Source organism: Pseudomonas sivasensis (assembly GCF_052938085.1).
This window is the reverse complement of sequence record NZ_CP176442.1, coordinates 522,444-534,618: the sequence shown is the minus strand read 5'-3', so window position 1 is coordinate 534,618 and position 12,175 is coordinate 522,444. Positions and strand designations below refer to the sequence as shown.

At 54.0% G+C, this 12,175-nt stretch carries 24 protein-coding genes; all 24 read right to left on the bottom strand.

From position 1 onward, the window contains the following. Positions 1–104: 104 nt before the first annotated feature. The 24 genes from rpmJ to tuf all read right to left on the bottom strand — a co-directional run bounded on the left by rpmJ (position 105) and on the right by tuf (position 12,160). On the bottom strand, positions 105–221 hold the full coding sequence (rpmJ, locus tag ACKZ62_RS02605) for a 50S ribosomal protein L36 (protein WP_002555468.1): 117 nt from the start codon (positions 219–221) through the stop codon (positions 105–107). Positions 222–248: 27 nt separating this feature from the next. Continuing rightward, positions 249–1,577, bottom strand: a complete 1,329-nt coding sequence (gene secY, locus ACKZ62_RS02600; protein WP_017736663.1) for a preprotein translocase subunit SecY — start codon at positions 1,575–1,577, stop codon at positions 249–251. Further along, positions 1,578–2,015, bottom strand: a complete 438-nt coding sequence (gene rplO / locus ACKZ62_RS02595) for a 50S ribosomal protein L15 (RefSeq protein ID WP_003176407.1) — start codon at positions 2,013–2,015, stop codon at positions 1,578–1,580. A 3-nt stretch (positions 2,016–2,018) separates the two neighbouring features. Next, positions 2,019–2,195: a 50S ribosomal protein L30 gene (gene rpmD / locus ACKZ62_RS02590; RefSeq protein WP_003176408.1), complete on the bottom strand. Its 177-nt coding sequence runs from the start codon at positions 2,193–2,195 to the stop codon at positions 2,019–2,021. 2 nt (positions 2,196–2,197) lie between these two features. Beyond that, positions 2,198–2,698: a 30S ribosomal protein S5 gene (gene rpsE, locus ACKZ62_RS02585; RefSeq protein WP_003176409.1), complete on the bottom strand. Its 501-nt coding sequence runs from the start codon at positions 2,696–2,698 to the stop codon at positions 2,198–2,200. A 3-nt stretch (positions 2,699–2,701) separates the two neighbouring features. Then, positions 2,702–3,052 (bottom strand): 50S ribosomal protein L18, encoded by a 351-nt coding sequence (gene rplR, locus ACKZ62_RS02580; RefSeq protein ID WP_003176410.1) that lies wholly within the window; start codon positions 3,050–3,052, stop codon positions 2,702–2,704. A 10-nt stretch (positions 3,053–3,062) separates the two neighbouring features. Then, positions 3,063–3,596 carry a 50S ribosomal protein L6 gene (gene rplF / locus ACKZ62_RS02575; RefSeq protein WP_003176412.1) on the bottom strand — a complete coding sequence of 178 codons (534 nt, stop codon included), beginning with the start codon at positions 3,594–3,596 and terminating at the stop codon, positions 3,063–3,065. Between the two features lie 12 nt (positions 3,597–3,608). After that, on the bottom strand, positions 3,609–4,001 hold the full coding sequence (rpsH, locus tag ACKZ62_RS02570; protein WP_010566853.1) for a 30S ribosomal protein S8: 393 nt from the start codon (positions 3,999–4,001) through the stop codon (positions 3,609–3,611). 208 nt (positions 4,002–4,209) lie between these two features. Next, on the bottom strand, positions 4,210–4,515 hold the full coding sequence (rpsN, locus tag ACKZ62_RS02565) for a 30S ribosomal protein S14 (RefSeq protein ID WP_003176414.1): 306 nt from the start codon (positions 4,513–4,515) through the stop codon (positions 4,210–4,212). 13 nt (positions 4,516–4,528) lie between these two features. Continuing rightward, a complete protein-coding gene (gene rplE / locus ACKZ62_RS02560) occupies positions 4,529–5,068 on the bottom strand; it encodes a 50S ribosomal protein L5 (protein ID WP_003176415.1) in 540 nt (179 codons plus the stop codon). A 20-nt stretch (positions 5,069–5,088) separates the two neighbouring features. Then, positions 5,089–5,403 carry a 50S ribosomal protein L24 gene (gene rplX / locus ACKZ62_RS02555; RefSeq protein WP_003176416.1) on the bottom strand — a complete coding sequence of 105 codons (315 nt, stop codon included), beginning with the start codon at positions 5,401–5,403 and terminating at the stop codon, positions 5,089–5,091. Between the two features lie 11 nt (positions 5,404–5,414). Further along, on the bottom strand, positions 5,415–5,783 hold the full coding sequence (gene rplN, locus ACKZ62_RS02550) for a 50S ribosomal protein L14 (RefSeq protein WP_002555479.1): 369 nt from the start codon (positions 5,781–5,783) through the stop codon (positions 5,415–5,417). Positions 5,784–5,806: 23 nt separating this feature from the next. Further along, the gene (gene rpsQ / locus ACKZ62_RS02545; RefSeq protein ID WP_003176419.1) at positions 5,807–6,073 is read right to left on the bottom strand and encodes a 30S ribosomal protein S17; all 267 of its coding nucleotides are present in this window, start codon (positions 6,071–6,073) and stop codon (positions 5,807–5,809) included. A 2-nt stretch (positions 6,074–6,075) separates the two neighbouring features. Next, positions 6,076–6,267 carry a 50S ribosomal protein L29 gene (gene rpmC / locus ACKZ62_RS02540; protein WP_002555481.1) on the bottom strand — a complete coding sequence of 64 codons (192 nt, stop codon included), beginning with the start codon at positions 6,265–6,267 and terminating at the stop codon, positions 6,076–6,078. After that, positions 6,267–6,680, bottom strand: a complete 414-nt coding sequence (gene rplP, locus ACKZ62_RS02535; RefSeq protein ID WP_003232424.1) for a 50S ribosomal protein L16 — start codon at positions 6,678–6,680, stop codon at positions 6,267–6,269. Before rplP ends, rpmC begins: the two co-directional genes overlap by 1 nt. A 12-nt stretch (positions 6,681–6,692) precedes the next feature. Beyond that, positions 6,693–7,379 (bottom strand): 30S ribosomal protein S3, encoded by a 687-nt coding sequence (gene rpsC / locus ACKZ62_RS02530; protein ID WP_003176422.1) that lies wholly within the window; start codon positions 7,377–7,379, stop codon positions 6,693–6,695. A gap of 13 nt (positions 7,380–7,392) precedes the next feature. Then, positions 7,393–7,725 carry a 50S ribosomal protein L22 gene (gene rplV, locus ACKZ62_RS02525; protein WP_003103908.1) on the bottom strand — a complete coding sequence of 111 codons (333 nt, stop codon included), beginning with the start codon at positions 7,723–7,725 and terminating at the stop codon, positions 7,393–7,395. Positions 7,726–7,736: 11 nt separating this feature from the next. Then, positions 7,737–8,012: a 30S ribosomal protein S19 gene (rpsS, locus tag ACKZ62_RS02520; protein WP_003232420.1), complete on the bottom strand. Its 276-nt coding sequence runs from the start codon at positions 8,010–8,012 to the stop codon at positions 7,737–7,739. A gap of 16 nt (positions 8,013–8,028) precedes the next feature. Next, a complete protein-coding gene (gene rplB / locus ACKZ62_RS02515) occupies positions 8,029–8,853 on the bottom strand; it encodes a 50S ribosomal protein L2 (protein ID WP_032884535.1) in 825 nt (274 codons plus the stop codon). A gap of 14 nt (positions 8,854–8,867) precedes the next feature. Further along, positions 8,868–9,167, bottom strand: coding sequence for a 50S ribosomal protein L23 (rplW, locus tag ACKZ62_RS02510; protein ID WP_002555488.1), 300 nt, complete (start codon positions 9,165–9,167; stop codon positions 8,868–8,870). Further along, positions 9,164–9,766 (bottom strand): 50S ribosomal protein L4, encoded by a 603-nt coding sequence (rplD, locus tag ACKZ62_RS02505; protein WP_017135963.1) that lies wholly within the window; start codon positions 9,764–9,766, stop codon positions 9,164–9,166. The genes rplW and rplD overlap by 4 nt, the downstream gene beginning before the upstream one ends. A gap of 12 nt (positions 9,767–9,778) precedes the next feature. Then, positions 9,779–10,414 carry a 50S ribosomal protein L3 gene (gene rplC, locus ACKZ62_RS02500; RefSeq protein ID WP_003194649.1) on the bottom strand — a complete coding sequence of 212 codons (636 nt, stop codon included), beginning with the start codon at positions 10,412–10,414 and terminating at the stop codon, positions 9,779–9,781. Positions 10,415–10,495: 81 nt separating this feature from the next. Beyond that, entirely contained in the window at positions 10,496–10,807 is a 312-nt protein-coding gene (gene rpsJ, locus ACKZ62_RS02495) for a 30S ribosomal protein S10 (RefSeq protein ID WP_003186070.1), read from the bottom strand. 159 nt (positions 10,808–10,966) lie between these two features. Beyond that, entirely contained in the window at positions 10,967–12,160 is a 1,194-nt protein-coding gene (gene tuf / locus ACKZ62_RS02490) for an elongation factor Tu (protein WP_003176426.1), read from the bottom strand. Between the last annotated feature and the right edge of the window lie 15 nt (positions 12,161–12,175).

Below are 12,175 nucleotides of genomic sequence, written 5' to 3'. Positions count from 1 at the left end.
CCTACGCCCCGGAAGCCAAGAAATAGGGCGCGAGATAATATCGCTGTAATAACAAATAATCAACCCGGCAGCGCACTAGCTGCCGGGCTTCAAGCGGATCACACTCAGCCTTGGCGCTGTTTGTGACGCGGTTCCGCGCTGCAAATTACTCGAACAACACCTTCGCGGCGAATAATCTTGCAGTTACGGCACAGCTTTTTCACCGATGCACGAACTTTCATCACCAACTCCTCGAACCTTATGGGTACTCAGCGCAACATGCCGCTGCCGTAACCCTTCAGGTTGGCTTTCTTCATCAGGGATTCGTACTGGTGCGAAACGAGGTGCGATTGTACTTGGGACATGAAGTCCATCACAACCACGACCACGATCAGCAACGAGGTCCCGCCAAGGTAGAACGGAACGTTTGCTGCAACCACAAGGAACTGGGGCAACAGGCAGACGGCCGTCATATATAGAGCACCGAACAGGGTCAAACGAGTCAGAACGCCATCAATGTAGCGCGCAGACTGCTCACCTGGACGGATACCCGGAATAAAGGCACCGGACTTCTTCAGGTTTTCCGCTACGTCTTTCGGATTGAACATCAACGCCGTATAGAAGAAGCAGAAGAAAATAATCCCTGCACTAAACAGCAGAATATTCAACGGCTGACCAGGAGCGATCGACTGAGAGAGGTCCTGCAGCCAGCCCATATTTTCAGACTGGCCAAACCAGGTACCCAACGAAGCCGGAAACAGCAAAATGCTGCTCGCGAAAATTGCCGGAATAACACCGGCCATATTCACTTTCAGCGGCAAGTGGCTAGTCTGCGCAGCAAAGACCTTACGGCCCTGCTGACGCTTGGCGTAGTGAACAGCAATACGACGCTGGCCACGCTCAATGAACACCACAAAACCGATAATCGCTACTGCCAGCAAACCGATAGCAACTAGGGCGAAGATATTGATATCACCCTGACGTGCAGACTCGAAAGACTGCCCAATCGCTCTCGGAAGACCGGCGACGATACCTGCGAAAATCAACATCGAGATACCGTTACCAACACCGCGCTCAGTAATCTGCTCACCCAGCCACATCATGAACATCGCACCAGCCACAAAAGTGGATACCGCGACGAAATGGAAGCCAAAGTCACCAGTGAACGCAACGCCCTGCCCAGCAAGGCCAACGGACATGCCGATAGCCTGAACCAGAGCGAGGGCAACAGTGCCGTAGCGGGTGTACTGGCTAATCTTGCGACGGCCAGCTTCACCTTCCTTCTTCAACTGCTCCAGCTGCGGGCTGACGGCAGTCATCAACTGCATGATGATCGATGCCGAGATATACGGCATGATCCCCAGTGCAAAGATGCTCATCCGTTCCAGCGCGCCGCCGGAAAACATATTGAACAAGCTAAGAATGGTCCCCTCATTCTGTCGAAACAGGTCTGCGAGTCGGTCCGGGTTGATACCTGGAACCGGGATGTGTGCGCCTATTCGGTAGACGATAATCGCCAGGAACAGAAAACGCAGACGAGCCCAAAGTTCAGACATACCGCCTTTGCCGAGCGCTGAGAGAGCACCTTGCTTAGCCATTTATTCCTCGAACTTGCCGCCAGCTGCTTCGATAGCCGAACGCGCACCTTTGGTGGCGCCGATTCCCTTGCCGATAGTGACAGCGCGAGTCACTTCACCGGACAGCATGATTTTCACACGCTGTACGTTGACGTTGATCACGTTGGCATCTTTCAGGGTCTGCACAGTAACGATGTCGCCTTCCACTTTAGCCAGCTCGGACAGACGCACTTCTGCGCGATCCATAGCTTTCAGGGATACGAAACCGAACTTAGGCAGGCGACGATGCAGCGGCTGTTGACCGCCTTCAAAGCCTGGAGCAATGGTGCCACCGGAGCGGGAGGTTTGACCTTTGTGACCACGGCCACCAGTCTTACCCAAACCGCTACCGATACCACGGCCCGGACGATGCTTTTCGCGACGGGAACCCGGCGCTGGACTCAGATCATTGAGTTTCATCGATTAACCCTCTACACGCAGCATGTAGTAAGCCTTATTGATCATCCCGCGATTCTCGGGAGTATCCTGGACTTCTACAGTGTGACCGATGCGACGCAGACCCAAACCTTTAACACACAGTTTGTGGTTAGGAATGCGGCCGGTCATGCTTTTGATCAGCGTTACTTTAACGGTAGCCATGATCAGAAGATCTCCTTGACAGTCAGACCACGCTTAGCAGCGATGGACTCAGGAGATTGCATGGCTTTCAAACCTTTAAAAGTGGCGTGAACCACGTTTACAGGGTTAGTCGAGCCGTAGCACTTGGCCAGAACGTTCTGAACACCAGCAACTTCGAGGACAGCACGCATAGCGCCGCCAGCGATGATACCGGTACCTTCAGAGGCAGGCTGCATGTACACCTTCGAAGCGCCATGGGCGGACTTCATTGCGTACTGCAGAGTGGTACCGTTCAAATCAACTTGGATCATGTTGCGACGAGCAGCTTCCATTGCCTTCTGGATCGCAGCAGGCACTTCACGTGACTTGCCACGGCCGAAGCCAACGCGCCCTTTACCATCACCTACCACGGTCAACGCAGTGAAAGTGAAGATACGGCCGCCTTTAACGGTTTTAGCTACGCGGTTAACTTGAACCAGCTTCTCAATGTAGCCTTCGTCGCGCTTTTGGTCGTTATTTGACATAACTTAGAACTCCAGCCCAGCTTCACGAGCAGCATCAGCCAGCGCTTTCACGCGGCCGTGGTACTTGAAGCCAGAGCGGTCGAAAGCCACTTGCGAGACGCCCGCGGCCTTAGCACGCGTAGCGACCAGCTGGCCAACCTTAGTGGCCGCGTCGATGTTGCCAGTGGCACCATCACGCAGTTCTTTATCCAAAGTCGAGGCGCTTGCCAGGACTTGGTTGCCGTCGGCCGAGATGACCTGGGCGTAGATGTGCTGCGACGAGCGGTACACGCAGAGACGCACGACTTCGAGTTCGTGCATTTTCAGGCGTGCTTTGCGAGCGCGACGCAGTCGAGTAACTTTTTTGTCGGTCATTTGCTATGCCCTACTTCTTCTTGGCTTCTTTACGACGGACGACTTCGTCCGCGTAGCGCACACCTTTGCCTTTGTAAGGCTCTGGTGGACGGAAGTCGCGGATCTCAGCGGCCACCTGACCTACCAGCTGCTTATCAATACCCTTGATCAGGATATCGGTTTGGCTAGGGGTCTCAGCGGTGATGCCTTCCGGCAGTTCGTAATCCACTGGGTGCGAGAAGCCAAGGGCAAGGTTCAAAACCGTGCCTTTTGCTTGCGCTTTGTAACCAACACCGACCAGCTGGAGCTTGCGCTCGAAGCCTTGGCTTACGCCTTGGACCATGTTGTTTACCAACGCACGCGTGGTACCGGCCATTGCGCGAGTTTGTTGATCGCCATTGCGAGCAGCGAAACGCAGCTCACCAGCTTCTTCAACGATCTCAACGGACGAATGGATGTTCAGTTCAAGAGTGCCCTTGGCACCCTTCACCGAAAGCTGTTGGCCTGCGAATTTGACTTCGACACCGGCTGGCAGCTTAACGGGGTTCTTAGCGACGCGAGACATGCTTATCCCCCCTTAGAACACAGTGCAAAGAACTTCGCCGCCGACACCGGCAGCGCGCGCAGCACGATCCGTCATCACACCTTTGTTGGTGGAGACGATAGACACGCCAAGACCGCCACGAACTTTCGGCAGATCTTCAGCGGACTTGTACTGACGCAGGCCTGGACGGCTAACGCGCTTCACTTCCTCGATGACCGAACGGCCTTCGAAGTACTTCAGCTCGATGGACAGCAGTGGCTTGGTTTCGCTGCTGATCTGATAACCCGCAATGTAGCCTTCGTCTTTCAGGACTTTGGCAACAGCTACCTTCAACTTGGAAGATGGCATGCTTACGACGGACTTTTCAGCCATCTGGGCATTACGGATACGAGTTAGCATGTCCGCTAACGGGTCCTGCATACTCATGGGCTAGACGCTCCTAATACAAAAAAATTAGCCTTGCGGCTACATATGTCGCCGAGAATCTCCGAGCGTAAAAAACACGGGCTCAGGCGAGCCGCGTATTTTAGACACACTCCGGAAATGAAACAAGCCCCAAAAGGGGCTTGTTCCAGATTCAAGGTCACCGGCGGTCAGTATCTTGCGATGCAGACCCCCTAGACGCTGAAAGTACTTACCAGCTAGCTTTAACCAGACCTGGTACGTCACCACGCATTGCCGCTTCACGCAGTTTGTTACGGCCGAGGCCGAACTTGCGGTATACGCCGTGTGGACGACCGGTCAGGCGGCAGCGGTTACGCATGCGCGAAGCGCTTGCGTCACGTGGCTGCTTCTGCAAAGCAACTGTAGCTTCCCAACGCGCTTCTGGACTTGCGTTCAGATCAACGATGATTGCTTTCAGTGCTGCACGCTTCTTGGCGTACTTGGCAACCGTGAGCTGACGCTTCAGCTCGCGGTTTTTCATGCTCATCTTGGCCATGGTCCTACTCCAATCAGTTGCGGAACGGGAATTTGAAAGCACGCAACAGAGCGCGACCTTCATCATCGTTCTTGGCAGTGGTGGTCAGGGTGATGTCCAGACCGCGGAGAGCATCGATCTTGTCGTAGTCGATTTCCGGGAAGATGATCTGCTCTTTCACGCCCATGCTGTAGTTACCACGACCATCGAAGGACTTGGCATTCAGGCCGCGGAAGTCGCGAACCCGAGGCAGGGAGATCGACAGCAGACGATCCAGGAATTCGTACATACGCTCACGGCGCAGAGTCACTTTGACGCCGATCGGCCAACCTTCACGGACTTTAAAGCCAGCGATGGATTTCCGAGCGTAAGTCACAACGACTTTTTGACCGGTGATCTTTTCCAGGTCAGCAACAGCGTGCTCGATGACTTTTTTGTCACCGACTGCTTCGCCCAAACCCATGTTCAGGGTGATTTTGGTAACGCGTGGAACTTCCATCACGTTCGAGAGCTTAAGTTCTTCCTTAAGCTTCGGTGCGATTTCTTTCCAGTAAATCTCTTTTAGTCGTGCCATGGTCTTCTACCTAGCAGTGTTCAAGCATCAACCGCTTTTTGGGTCGACTTGAAGACACGAATTTTCTTGCCATCTTCTACTTTAAAACCAACGCGGTCAGCCTTGTTGGTTTCGCCGTTGAAAATGGCGACGTTAGAAGCGTCCAGAGGAGCTTCTTTTTCGACGATACCGCCCTGCACGCCCGACATAGGGTTAGGCTTGGTATGGCGCTTAACCAGGTTCAGACCACCAATAACCAGACGGTTATTAGCGAGAACCTTAAGAACCTTACCGCGCTTACCTTTGTCTTTGCCGGCGATCACGATGATCTCGTCGTCACGACGAATCTTTTGCATGTCGGATCTCCTTACAGCACTTCTGGGGCGAGCGAGACGATCTTCATGAACTTCTCAGTACGAAGTTCACGCGTCACTGGCCCAAAGATACGGGTGCCGATCGGCTCTTGCTTGTTGTTCAAAAGAACAGCAGCGTTGCCATCAAAGCGGATAATAGAGCCGTCTGCACGGCGCACACCGTGACGAGTGCGGACTACAACAGCAGTCATCACTTGGCCTTTTTTCACCTTACCGCGAGGAATTGCTTCCTTCACGGTAACTTTGATGATGTCACCGATACCAGCGTAACGACGATGGGAGCCACCCAGCACCTTGATGCACATAACACGGCGAGCGCCGCTGTTATCGGCCACATCGAGCATGGATTGAGTCTGAATCATATAATTTCTCCGACCCCTAGTCCTTAGACTTCCACAGCGCGTTCGAGAACATCAACCAGCGCCCAAGACTTGGTCTTGGCCAGCGGACGAGTTTCACGAATAGTGACCTTGTCGCCGATGTGGCACTGATTGGTTTCGTCGTGCGCGTGCAGCTTAGTCGAACGCTTAACATATTTACCGTAGATCGGGTGCTTAACGCGACGCTCGATCAAAACGGTGATGGTTTTGTCCATCTTGTCGCTGACAACACGGCCAGTCAGCGTACGGACAGTCTTTTCGGCTTCAGCCATGATCACTTACCTGCCTGCTGGTTGAGCACAGTCTTCACGCGAGCAATGTCACGCTTAACTTGCGAGAGCAGATGAGACTGCCCCAACTGGCCAGTTGCTTTCTGCATACGCAGATTGAACTGGTCGCGCAGCAGGCCGAGCAGTTGCTCGTTCAGCTGCTGTGCGGATTTTTCACGAAGTTCATTCGCTTTCATCACATCACCGTCCGTTTAACAAAGGCGGTGGCGAGCGGCAGCTTTGCAGCAGCCAGGGCAAAAGCCTCACGCGCCAGCTCTTCAGTTACACCCTCGATTTCATACAGGACTTTGCCTGGCTGAATCTGGGCTACCCAGTATTCCACGTTACCCTTACCTTTACCCATCCGAACTTCGAGGGGCTTTTTGGAGATCGGCTTGTCCGGGAACACACGGATCCAGATCTTGCCGCCACGTTTAACGTGACGGGTCAGTGCACGACGCGCTGACTCGATCTGACGAGCGGTGAGACGACCACGAGCTACAGACTTCAGCGCGAACTCGCCGAAGCTGACTTTGCTACCGCGCTGAGCCAGACCACGGTTGTGGCCTGTCATCTGCTTGCGGAACTTCGTACGCTTTGGTTGCAACATTTGGCGTACCCCTTACTTAGCAGCTTTTTTACGAGGCGCTGGTGCTTGTGGTTTCAGTTCTTCTTGGCGACCACCAATTACTTCGCCTTTGAAGATCCAAACCTTTACACCGATCACACCATAAGTGGTGTGAGCTTCGTAGTTGGCATAGTCGATGTCGGCACGCAGGGTGTGCAGTGGCACACGACCTTCGCGATACCATTCAGTACGTGCGATTTCAGCACCGCCGAGACGACCGCTCACTTGGATTTTGATGCCTTTGGCACCAATGCGCATGGCGTTCTGTACGGCGCGCTTCATAGCGCGACGGAACATTACGCGACGCTCCAGCTGCTGAGCTACGCTCTGCGCAACCAGCATACCGTCGAGCTCCGGCTTACGGATCTCTTCGATATTGATGTGCACAGGCACACCCATTTGCTTGGTCAGGTCCTGACGCAGTTTCTCAACATCTTCACCTTTCTTCCCGATAACGATACCTGGACGAGCGGTGTGGATGGTGATACGTGCAGTTTGTGCCGGACGATGGATATCGATACGGCTTACGGACGCGCTTTTTAGTTTGTCTTGGAGATACTCACGCACCTTCAGATCAGCGAACAAATAGTCCGCATAAGTCCGACCGTCTGCGTACCAGACGGAGGTGTGCTCCTTGACGATTCCCAGGCGAATGCCAATGGGATGTACTTTCTGACCCATCTCTTCGACTCCGTTACTTGTCAGCAACCTTGACAGTGATATGGCAAGACCGCTTGACGATGCGATCAGCACGGCCTTTGGCACGTGGCATGATGCGCTTCAGCGAACGCCCTTCGTTGACGAAAACGGTGCTGACCTTCAGGTCATCAACGTCTGCGCCTTCGTTATGCTCGGCGTTGGCTACGGCCGACTCCAGCACTTTCTTCATGATCTCGGCGGCTTTCTTACTGCTGAAAGCCAACAGGTTGAGCGCTTCGCCCACCTTCTTCCCGCGGATCTGGTCGGCGACCAAGCGGGCTTTCTGGGCGGAGATTCGAGCGCCCGACAACTTAGCGGCTACTTCCATTTCCTAACCCCTTAACGCTTGGCTTTCTTGTCTGCCACGTGCCCACGATAAGTGCGGGTACCGGCAAACTCGCCTAGTTTGTGGCCGACCATGTCTTCGTTCACGAGAACTGGGACGTGCAAGCGACCGTTGTGTACAGCGATGGTCAGACCGACCATTTGTGGCAGGATCATCGAACGACGCGACCAGGTTTTCACCGGCTTGCGATCGTTCTTTTCCGCCGCCACTTCGATCTTCTTCAGTAGGTGAAGATCAATAAAAGGACCTTTTTTCAGAGAACGTGGCACTGTCGTATCCCTCTATTTACTTGCGACGACGGACGATCATTTTGTCGGTACGCTTATTACCACGAGTCTTCGCGCCCTTAGTCGGGAAGCCCCATGGCGATACCGGATGACGACCACCAGAGGTACGACCTTCACCACCACCGTGTGGGTGGTCAACCGGGTTCATGGCAACACCACGAACGGTTGGGCGAACGCCACGCCAGCGCTTGGCACCAGCTTTACCCAGCGAACGCAGGCTGTGCTCGGAGTTCGAGACTTCACCTAGGGTCGCGCGGCATTCAGCCAGAACTTTACGCATCTCACCAGAACGCAGACGCAGGGTCACGTAGACACCTTCACGAGCGATCAGCTGAGCCGAAGCACCAGCGGAACGAGCGATTTGCGCGCCTTTACCTGGCTTCAATTCGATGCCGTGTACGGTGCTACCAACTGGAATGTTACGCAGCTGCAGAGCGTTGCCCGGCTTGATCGGCGCCAAGGCACCTGCGATCAGCTGGTCGCCAGCACTCACACCTTTAGGTGCGATGATGTAGCGACGCTCGCCATCTGCGTACAGCAGCAGAGCGATGTGAGCAGTACGGTTTGGATCGTATTCGATACGCTCAACAGTGGCAGTGATGCCATCTTTGTCGTTGCGACGGAAGTCGACCAAACGATAATGCTGCTTATGGCCACCACCGATGTGACGAGTGGTAATACGACCATTGTTGTTACGACCACCAGTCTTCGATTTTTTCTCGAGCAGCGGTGCGTGAGGAGCGCCTTTATGCAGCTCCTGGTTGACCACCTTGACCACAAAACGGCGGCCAGGGGAAGTCGGTTTGCATTTAACGATTGCCATGATGCACCCCTTCCTTACTCAGCACTGCTGCTGAAATCGAGATCTTGGCCTGGCTGAAGGGAGATAACTGCCTTCTTCCAGTCATTACGCTTGCCCAGACCGCGAGCAGTGCGCTTGCTCTTACCCAGAACATTCAGGGTAGTAACACGCTCTACTTTCACGCTGAACAGGCTTTCGACGGCCTTCTTGATTTCCAGCTTGGTTGCGTCAGTTGCAACCTTGAAAACGAACTGGCCTTTCTTGTCAGCCAGAACCGTAGCCTTTTCGGAAACGTGCGGGCCAAGCAGAACTTTAAATACGCGTTCCTGGTTCATCCCAGCAGCTCCTCGAATTTCTTCACGGCCGACACGGTGATCAACACCTTGTCGTATGCGATCAGACTAACTGGATCGGAACCTTGCACGTCACGTACATCAACGTGTGGCAGGTTGCGAGCAGCCAGGTACAGGTTCTGATCAACAGCTTCAGACACGATCAAAACATCGGTCAGGCTCATGTTGTTCAGTTTGCCCAGCAGATCTTTGGTTTTTGGACTTTCAACAGCGAAGTCCTGAACCACGACCAGACGATCAGTACGCACGAGTTCAGCAAGGATGGAGCGCAGAGCTGCGCGGTACATCTTCTTGTTGAGCTTCTGAGTGTGATCCTGTGGACGAGCTGCGAAAGTGGTACCGCCGCCACGCCAGATTGGGCTACGGATAGTACCGGCACGAGCACGGCCAGTGCCTTTCTGACGCCATGGGCGCTTACCGCCACCACGAACGTCGGAACGGGTCTTTTGCTGCTTGCTACCTTGACGGCCGCCGGCCATATAGGCCACGACTGCTTGGTGAACGAGCGTCTCGTTGAATTCGCCGCCAAATGTCAGTTCGGAAACTTCGATCGCTTGAGCGTCATTTACATTTAATTGCATGTCAGCTTCCCCTTAACCGCGAGCCTTGGCCGCTGGACGTACAACCAGGTTGCCGCCAGTAGCGCCAGGAACAGCACCCTTGACCAACAACAGATTGCGTTCAGCGTCGACGCGCACTACTTCGAGGGACTGCACGGTCACGCGCTCAGCGCCCATATGACCGGACATTTTTTTGCCCTTGAATACACGACCAGGAGTCTGGCACTGGCCAATAGAGCCCGGGACGCGGTGGGAGACGGAGTTACCGTGAGTGTTATCTTGACCACGGAAATTCCAACGCTTGATCGTACCCTGGAAGCCTTTACCTTTGGACTGACCGGTTACATCAACCAGTTGACCAGCGGCAAAGATTTCAGCGTTGATCAGATCGCCAGCCTGGTAGTCGCCATCTTCAAGACGGAACTCCATAACAGTGCGACCAGCTGCAACGTTTGCTTTAGCGAAGTGACCTGCTTGAGCAGCAGTCACGCGCGAAGCACGACGCTCGCCGACAGTGACTTGCACTGCACGATAGCCATCGGTCTCTTCAGTTTTGAACTGGGTGACGCGATTCGGTTCGATCTCAATGACCGTAACCGGAATGGAGACACCTTCTTCGGTGAAAATACGGGTCATACCGCATTTACGACCGACTACACCAATAGTCATGTTGTAAACCTCATGAGTGTACGGGGCTTTCACCCGCTATGGCCGCCCATTTCAGAGCGTTACACGACTAAGACCCAAGTCTTAGCCGAGGCTGATCTGAACTTCCACACCGGCCGCCAGATCAAGCTTCATAAGTGCATCAACGGTTTTATCCGTTGGCTGGACGATGTCCAGTACGCGCTTATGAGTACGGATCTCGTACTGGTCACGCGCGTCTTTGTTGACGTGCGGGGAGACCAGAACGGTGAACCGCTCTTTACGGGTAGGCAGTGGAATTGGACCACGCACTTGAGCACCAGTACGTTTCGCGGTTTCCACGATTTCCTGGGTGGATTGGTCGATCAGGCGATGATCAAAAGCCTTCAACCTGATACGGATTTGCTGATTTTGCATTGGATTTCAGACTCCGGCTGCTATTCCCACCGAGCGCAATACGCCCGTTAAAAGGAGGCGCAATTCTATAGACGGCCCAGATGGGTGTCAACCCAATAAAAAAGGCCCCCGCTAAGCGGGGGCCTCCTCAAAACATCAGAGCTATCTCAGAAGAGATAATTACTCGATGATTTTAGCTACAACGCCAGCACCAACGGTACGGCCGCCTTCACGGATTGCGAAGCGCAGACCGTCTTCCATAGCGATGGTTTTGATCAGGGTGACAACCATTTTGATGTTGTCGCCTGGCATTACCATTTCTACGCCTTCCGGCAGTTCGCAGTTACCAGTAACGTCGGTAGTACGGAAGTAGAACTGTGGACGGTAGCCTTTGAAGAACGGAGTGTGACGACCGCCTTCTTCTTTGCTCAGCACGTACACTTCAGCTTCGAACTTGGTGTGCGGCTTAACCGAACCCGGCTTAACCAGAACCTGGCCACGCTCAACGTCGTCACGCTTGGTACCACGCAGCAGAACGCCGCAGTTCTCGCCCGCACGACCTTCGTCGAGCAGCTTACGGAACATTTCAACACCGGTGCAGGTGGTGACGGTAGTGTCACGCAGACCAACGATTTCCAGTGGATCTTGAACCTTAACGATACCGCGCTCGATACGACCAGTCACAACAGTACCACGACCGGAGATCGAGAATACGTCTTCGATTGGCATCAGGAACGGCTTGTCGATAACACGAACTGGATCTGGGATGTAGCTGTCCAGAGTCTCAACCAGTTTACGAACGGACGTGGTGCCCATTTCGTTGTCGTCTTTGCCTTCCAGAGCCATACGAGCAGAACCGATGATGATCGGAGTGTCGTCACCTGGGAAGTCGTAAGTGCTCAGCAGATCGCGCACTTCCATCTCAACCAGTTCCAGCAGCTCAGCGTCGTCTACCAGGTCAGCCTTGTTCAGGTAAACCACGATGTACGGAACGCCAACCTGGCGGGACAGCAGGATGTGCTCACGGGTTTGTGGCATCGGACCATCAGCGGCCGAGCAAACCAGGATCGCGCCGTCCATCTGGGCAGCACCGGTGATCATGTTCTTCACATAGTCGGCGTGACCTGGGCAGTCAACGTGAGCGTAGTGACGGATCAGCGAGTTGTATTCAACGTGCGCAGTGTTGATGGTGATACCACGAGCTTTTTCTTCTGGCGCGCTGTCGATTTTATCGAAATCAACGATTGCGGAACCGAACACTTCGGAGCAAACGCGAGTCAGAGCAGCAGTCAGAGTGGTTTTACCATGGTCAACGTGACCGATGGTGCCAACGTTGACGTGCGGTAGGGAACGATCAAATTTTTCTTTAGCCACGACAATTAACTCCTT

Coding starts and splice junctions, on each gene's coding strand:
- rpsJ (WP_003186070.1), bottom strand. CDS start 10,807: ATGCAAAATCAGCAAATCCGTATCAGGTTGAAGGCTTTTGATCATCGC.
- rpmC (WP_002555481.1), bottom strand. CDS start 6,267: ATGAAAGCGAATGAACTTCGTGAAAAATCCGCACAGCAGCTGAACGAG.
- rpsC (WP_003176422.1), bottom strand. CDS start 7,379: ATGGGTCAGAAAGTACATCCCATTGGCATTCGCCTGGGAATCGTCAAG.
- rplO (WP_003176407.1), bottom strand. CDS start 2,015: ATGAAACTCAATGATCTGAGTCCAGCGCCGGGTTCCCGTCGCGAAAAG.
- rplP (WP_003232424.1), bottom strand. CDS start 6,680: ATGTTGCAACCAAAGCGTACGAAGTTCCGCAAGCAGATGACAGGCCAC.
- rplD (WP_017135963.1), bottom strand. CDS start 9,766: ATGCAATTAAATGTAAATGACGCTCAAGCGATCGAAGTTTCCGAACTG.
- rplR (WP_003176410.1), bottom strand. CDS start 3,052: ATGACCGACAAAAAAGTTACTCGACTGCGTCGCGCTCGCAAAGCACGC.
- rplE (WP_003176415.1), bottom strand. CDS start 5,068: ATGGCACGACTAAAAGAGATTTACTGGAAAGAAATCGCACCGAAGCTT.
- rpsH (WP_010566853.1), bottom strand. CDS start 4,001: ATGAGTATGCAGGACCCGTTAGCGGACATGCTAACTCGTATCCGTAAT.
- rplX (WP_003176416.1), bottom strand. CDS start 5,403: ATGCAAAAGATTCGTCGTGACGACGAGATCATCGTGATCGCCGGCAAA.
- rpsQ (WP_003176419.1), bottom strand. CDS start 6,073: ATGGCTGAAGCCGAAAAGACTGTCCGTACGCTGACTGGCCGTGTTGTC.
- rpsE (WP_003176409.1), bottom strand. CDS start 2,698: ATGTCAAATAACGACCAAAAGCGCGACGAAGGCTACATTGAGAAGCTG.
- rplC (WP_003194649.1), bottom strand. CDS start 10,414: ATGACTATTGGTGTAGTCGGTCGTAAATGCGGTATGACCCGTATTTTC.
- rpmD (WP_003176408.1), bottom strand. CDS start 2,195: ATGGCTACCGTTAAAGTAACGCTGATCAAAAGCATGACCGGCCGCATT.
- rplN (WP_002555479.1), bottom strand. CDS start 5,783: ATGATTCAGACTCAATCCATGCTCGATGTGGCCGATAACAGCGGCGCT.
- rplF (WP_003176412.1), bottom strand. CDS start 3,596: ATGTCTCGCGTCGCTAAGAACCCCGTTAAGCTGCCAGCCGGTGTCGAA.
- rpmJ (WP_002555468.1), bottom strand. CDS start 221: ATGAAAGTTCGTGCATCGGTGAAAAAGCTGTGCCGTAACTGCAAGATT.
- rplB (WP_032884535.1), bottom strand. CDS start 8,853: ATGGCAATCGTTAAATGCAAACCGACTTCCCCTGGCCGCCGTTTTGTG.
- rpsN (WP_003176414.1), bottom strand. CDS start 4,515: ATGGCCAAGATGAGCATGAAAAACCGCGAGCTGAAGCGTCAGCTCACG.
- rplV (WP_003103908.1), bottom strand. CDS start 7,725: ATGGAAGTAGCCGCTAAGTTGTCGGGCGCTCGAATCTCCGCCCAGAAA.
- secY (WP_017736663.1), bottom strand. CDS start 1,577: ATGGCTAAGCAAGGTGCTCTCTCAGCGCTCGGCAAAGGCGGTATGTCT.
- rplW (WP_002555488.1), bottom strand. CDS start 9,167: ATGAACCAGGAACGCGTATTTAAAGTTCTGCTTGGCCCGCACGTTTCC.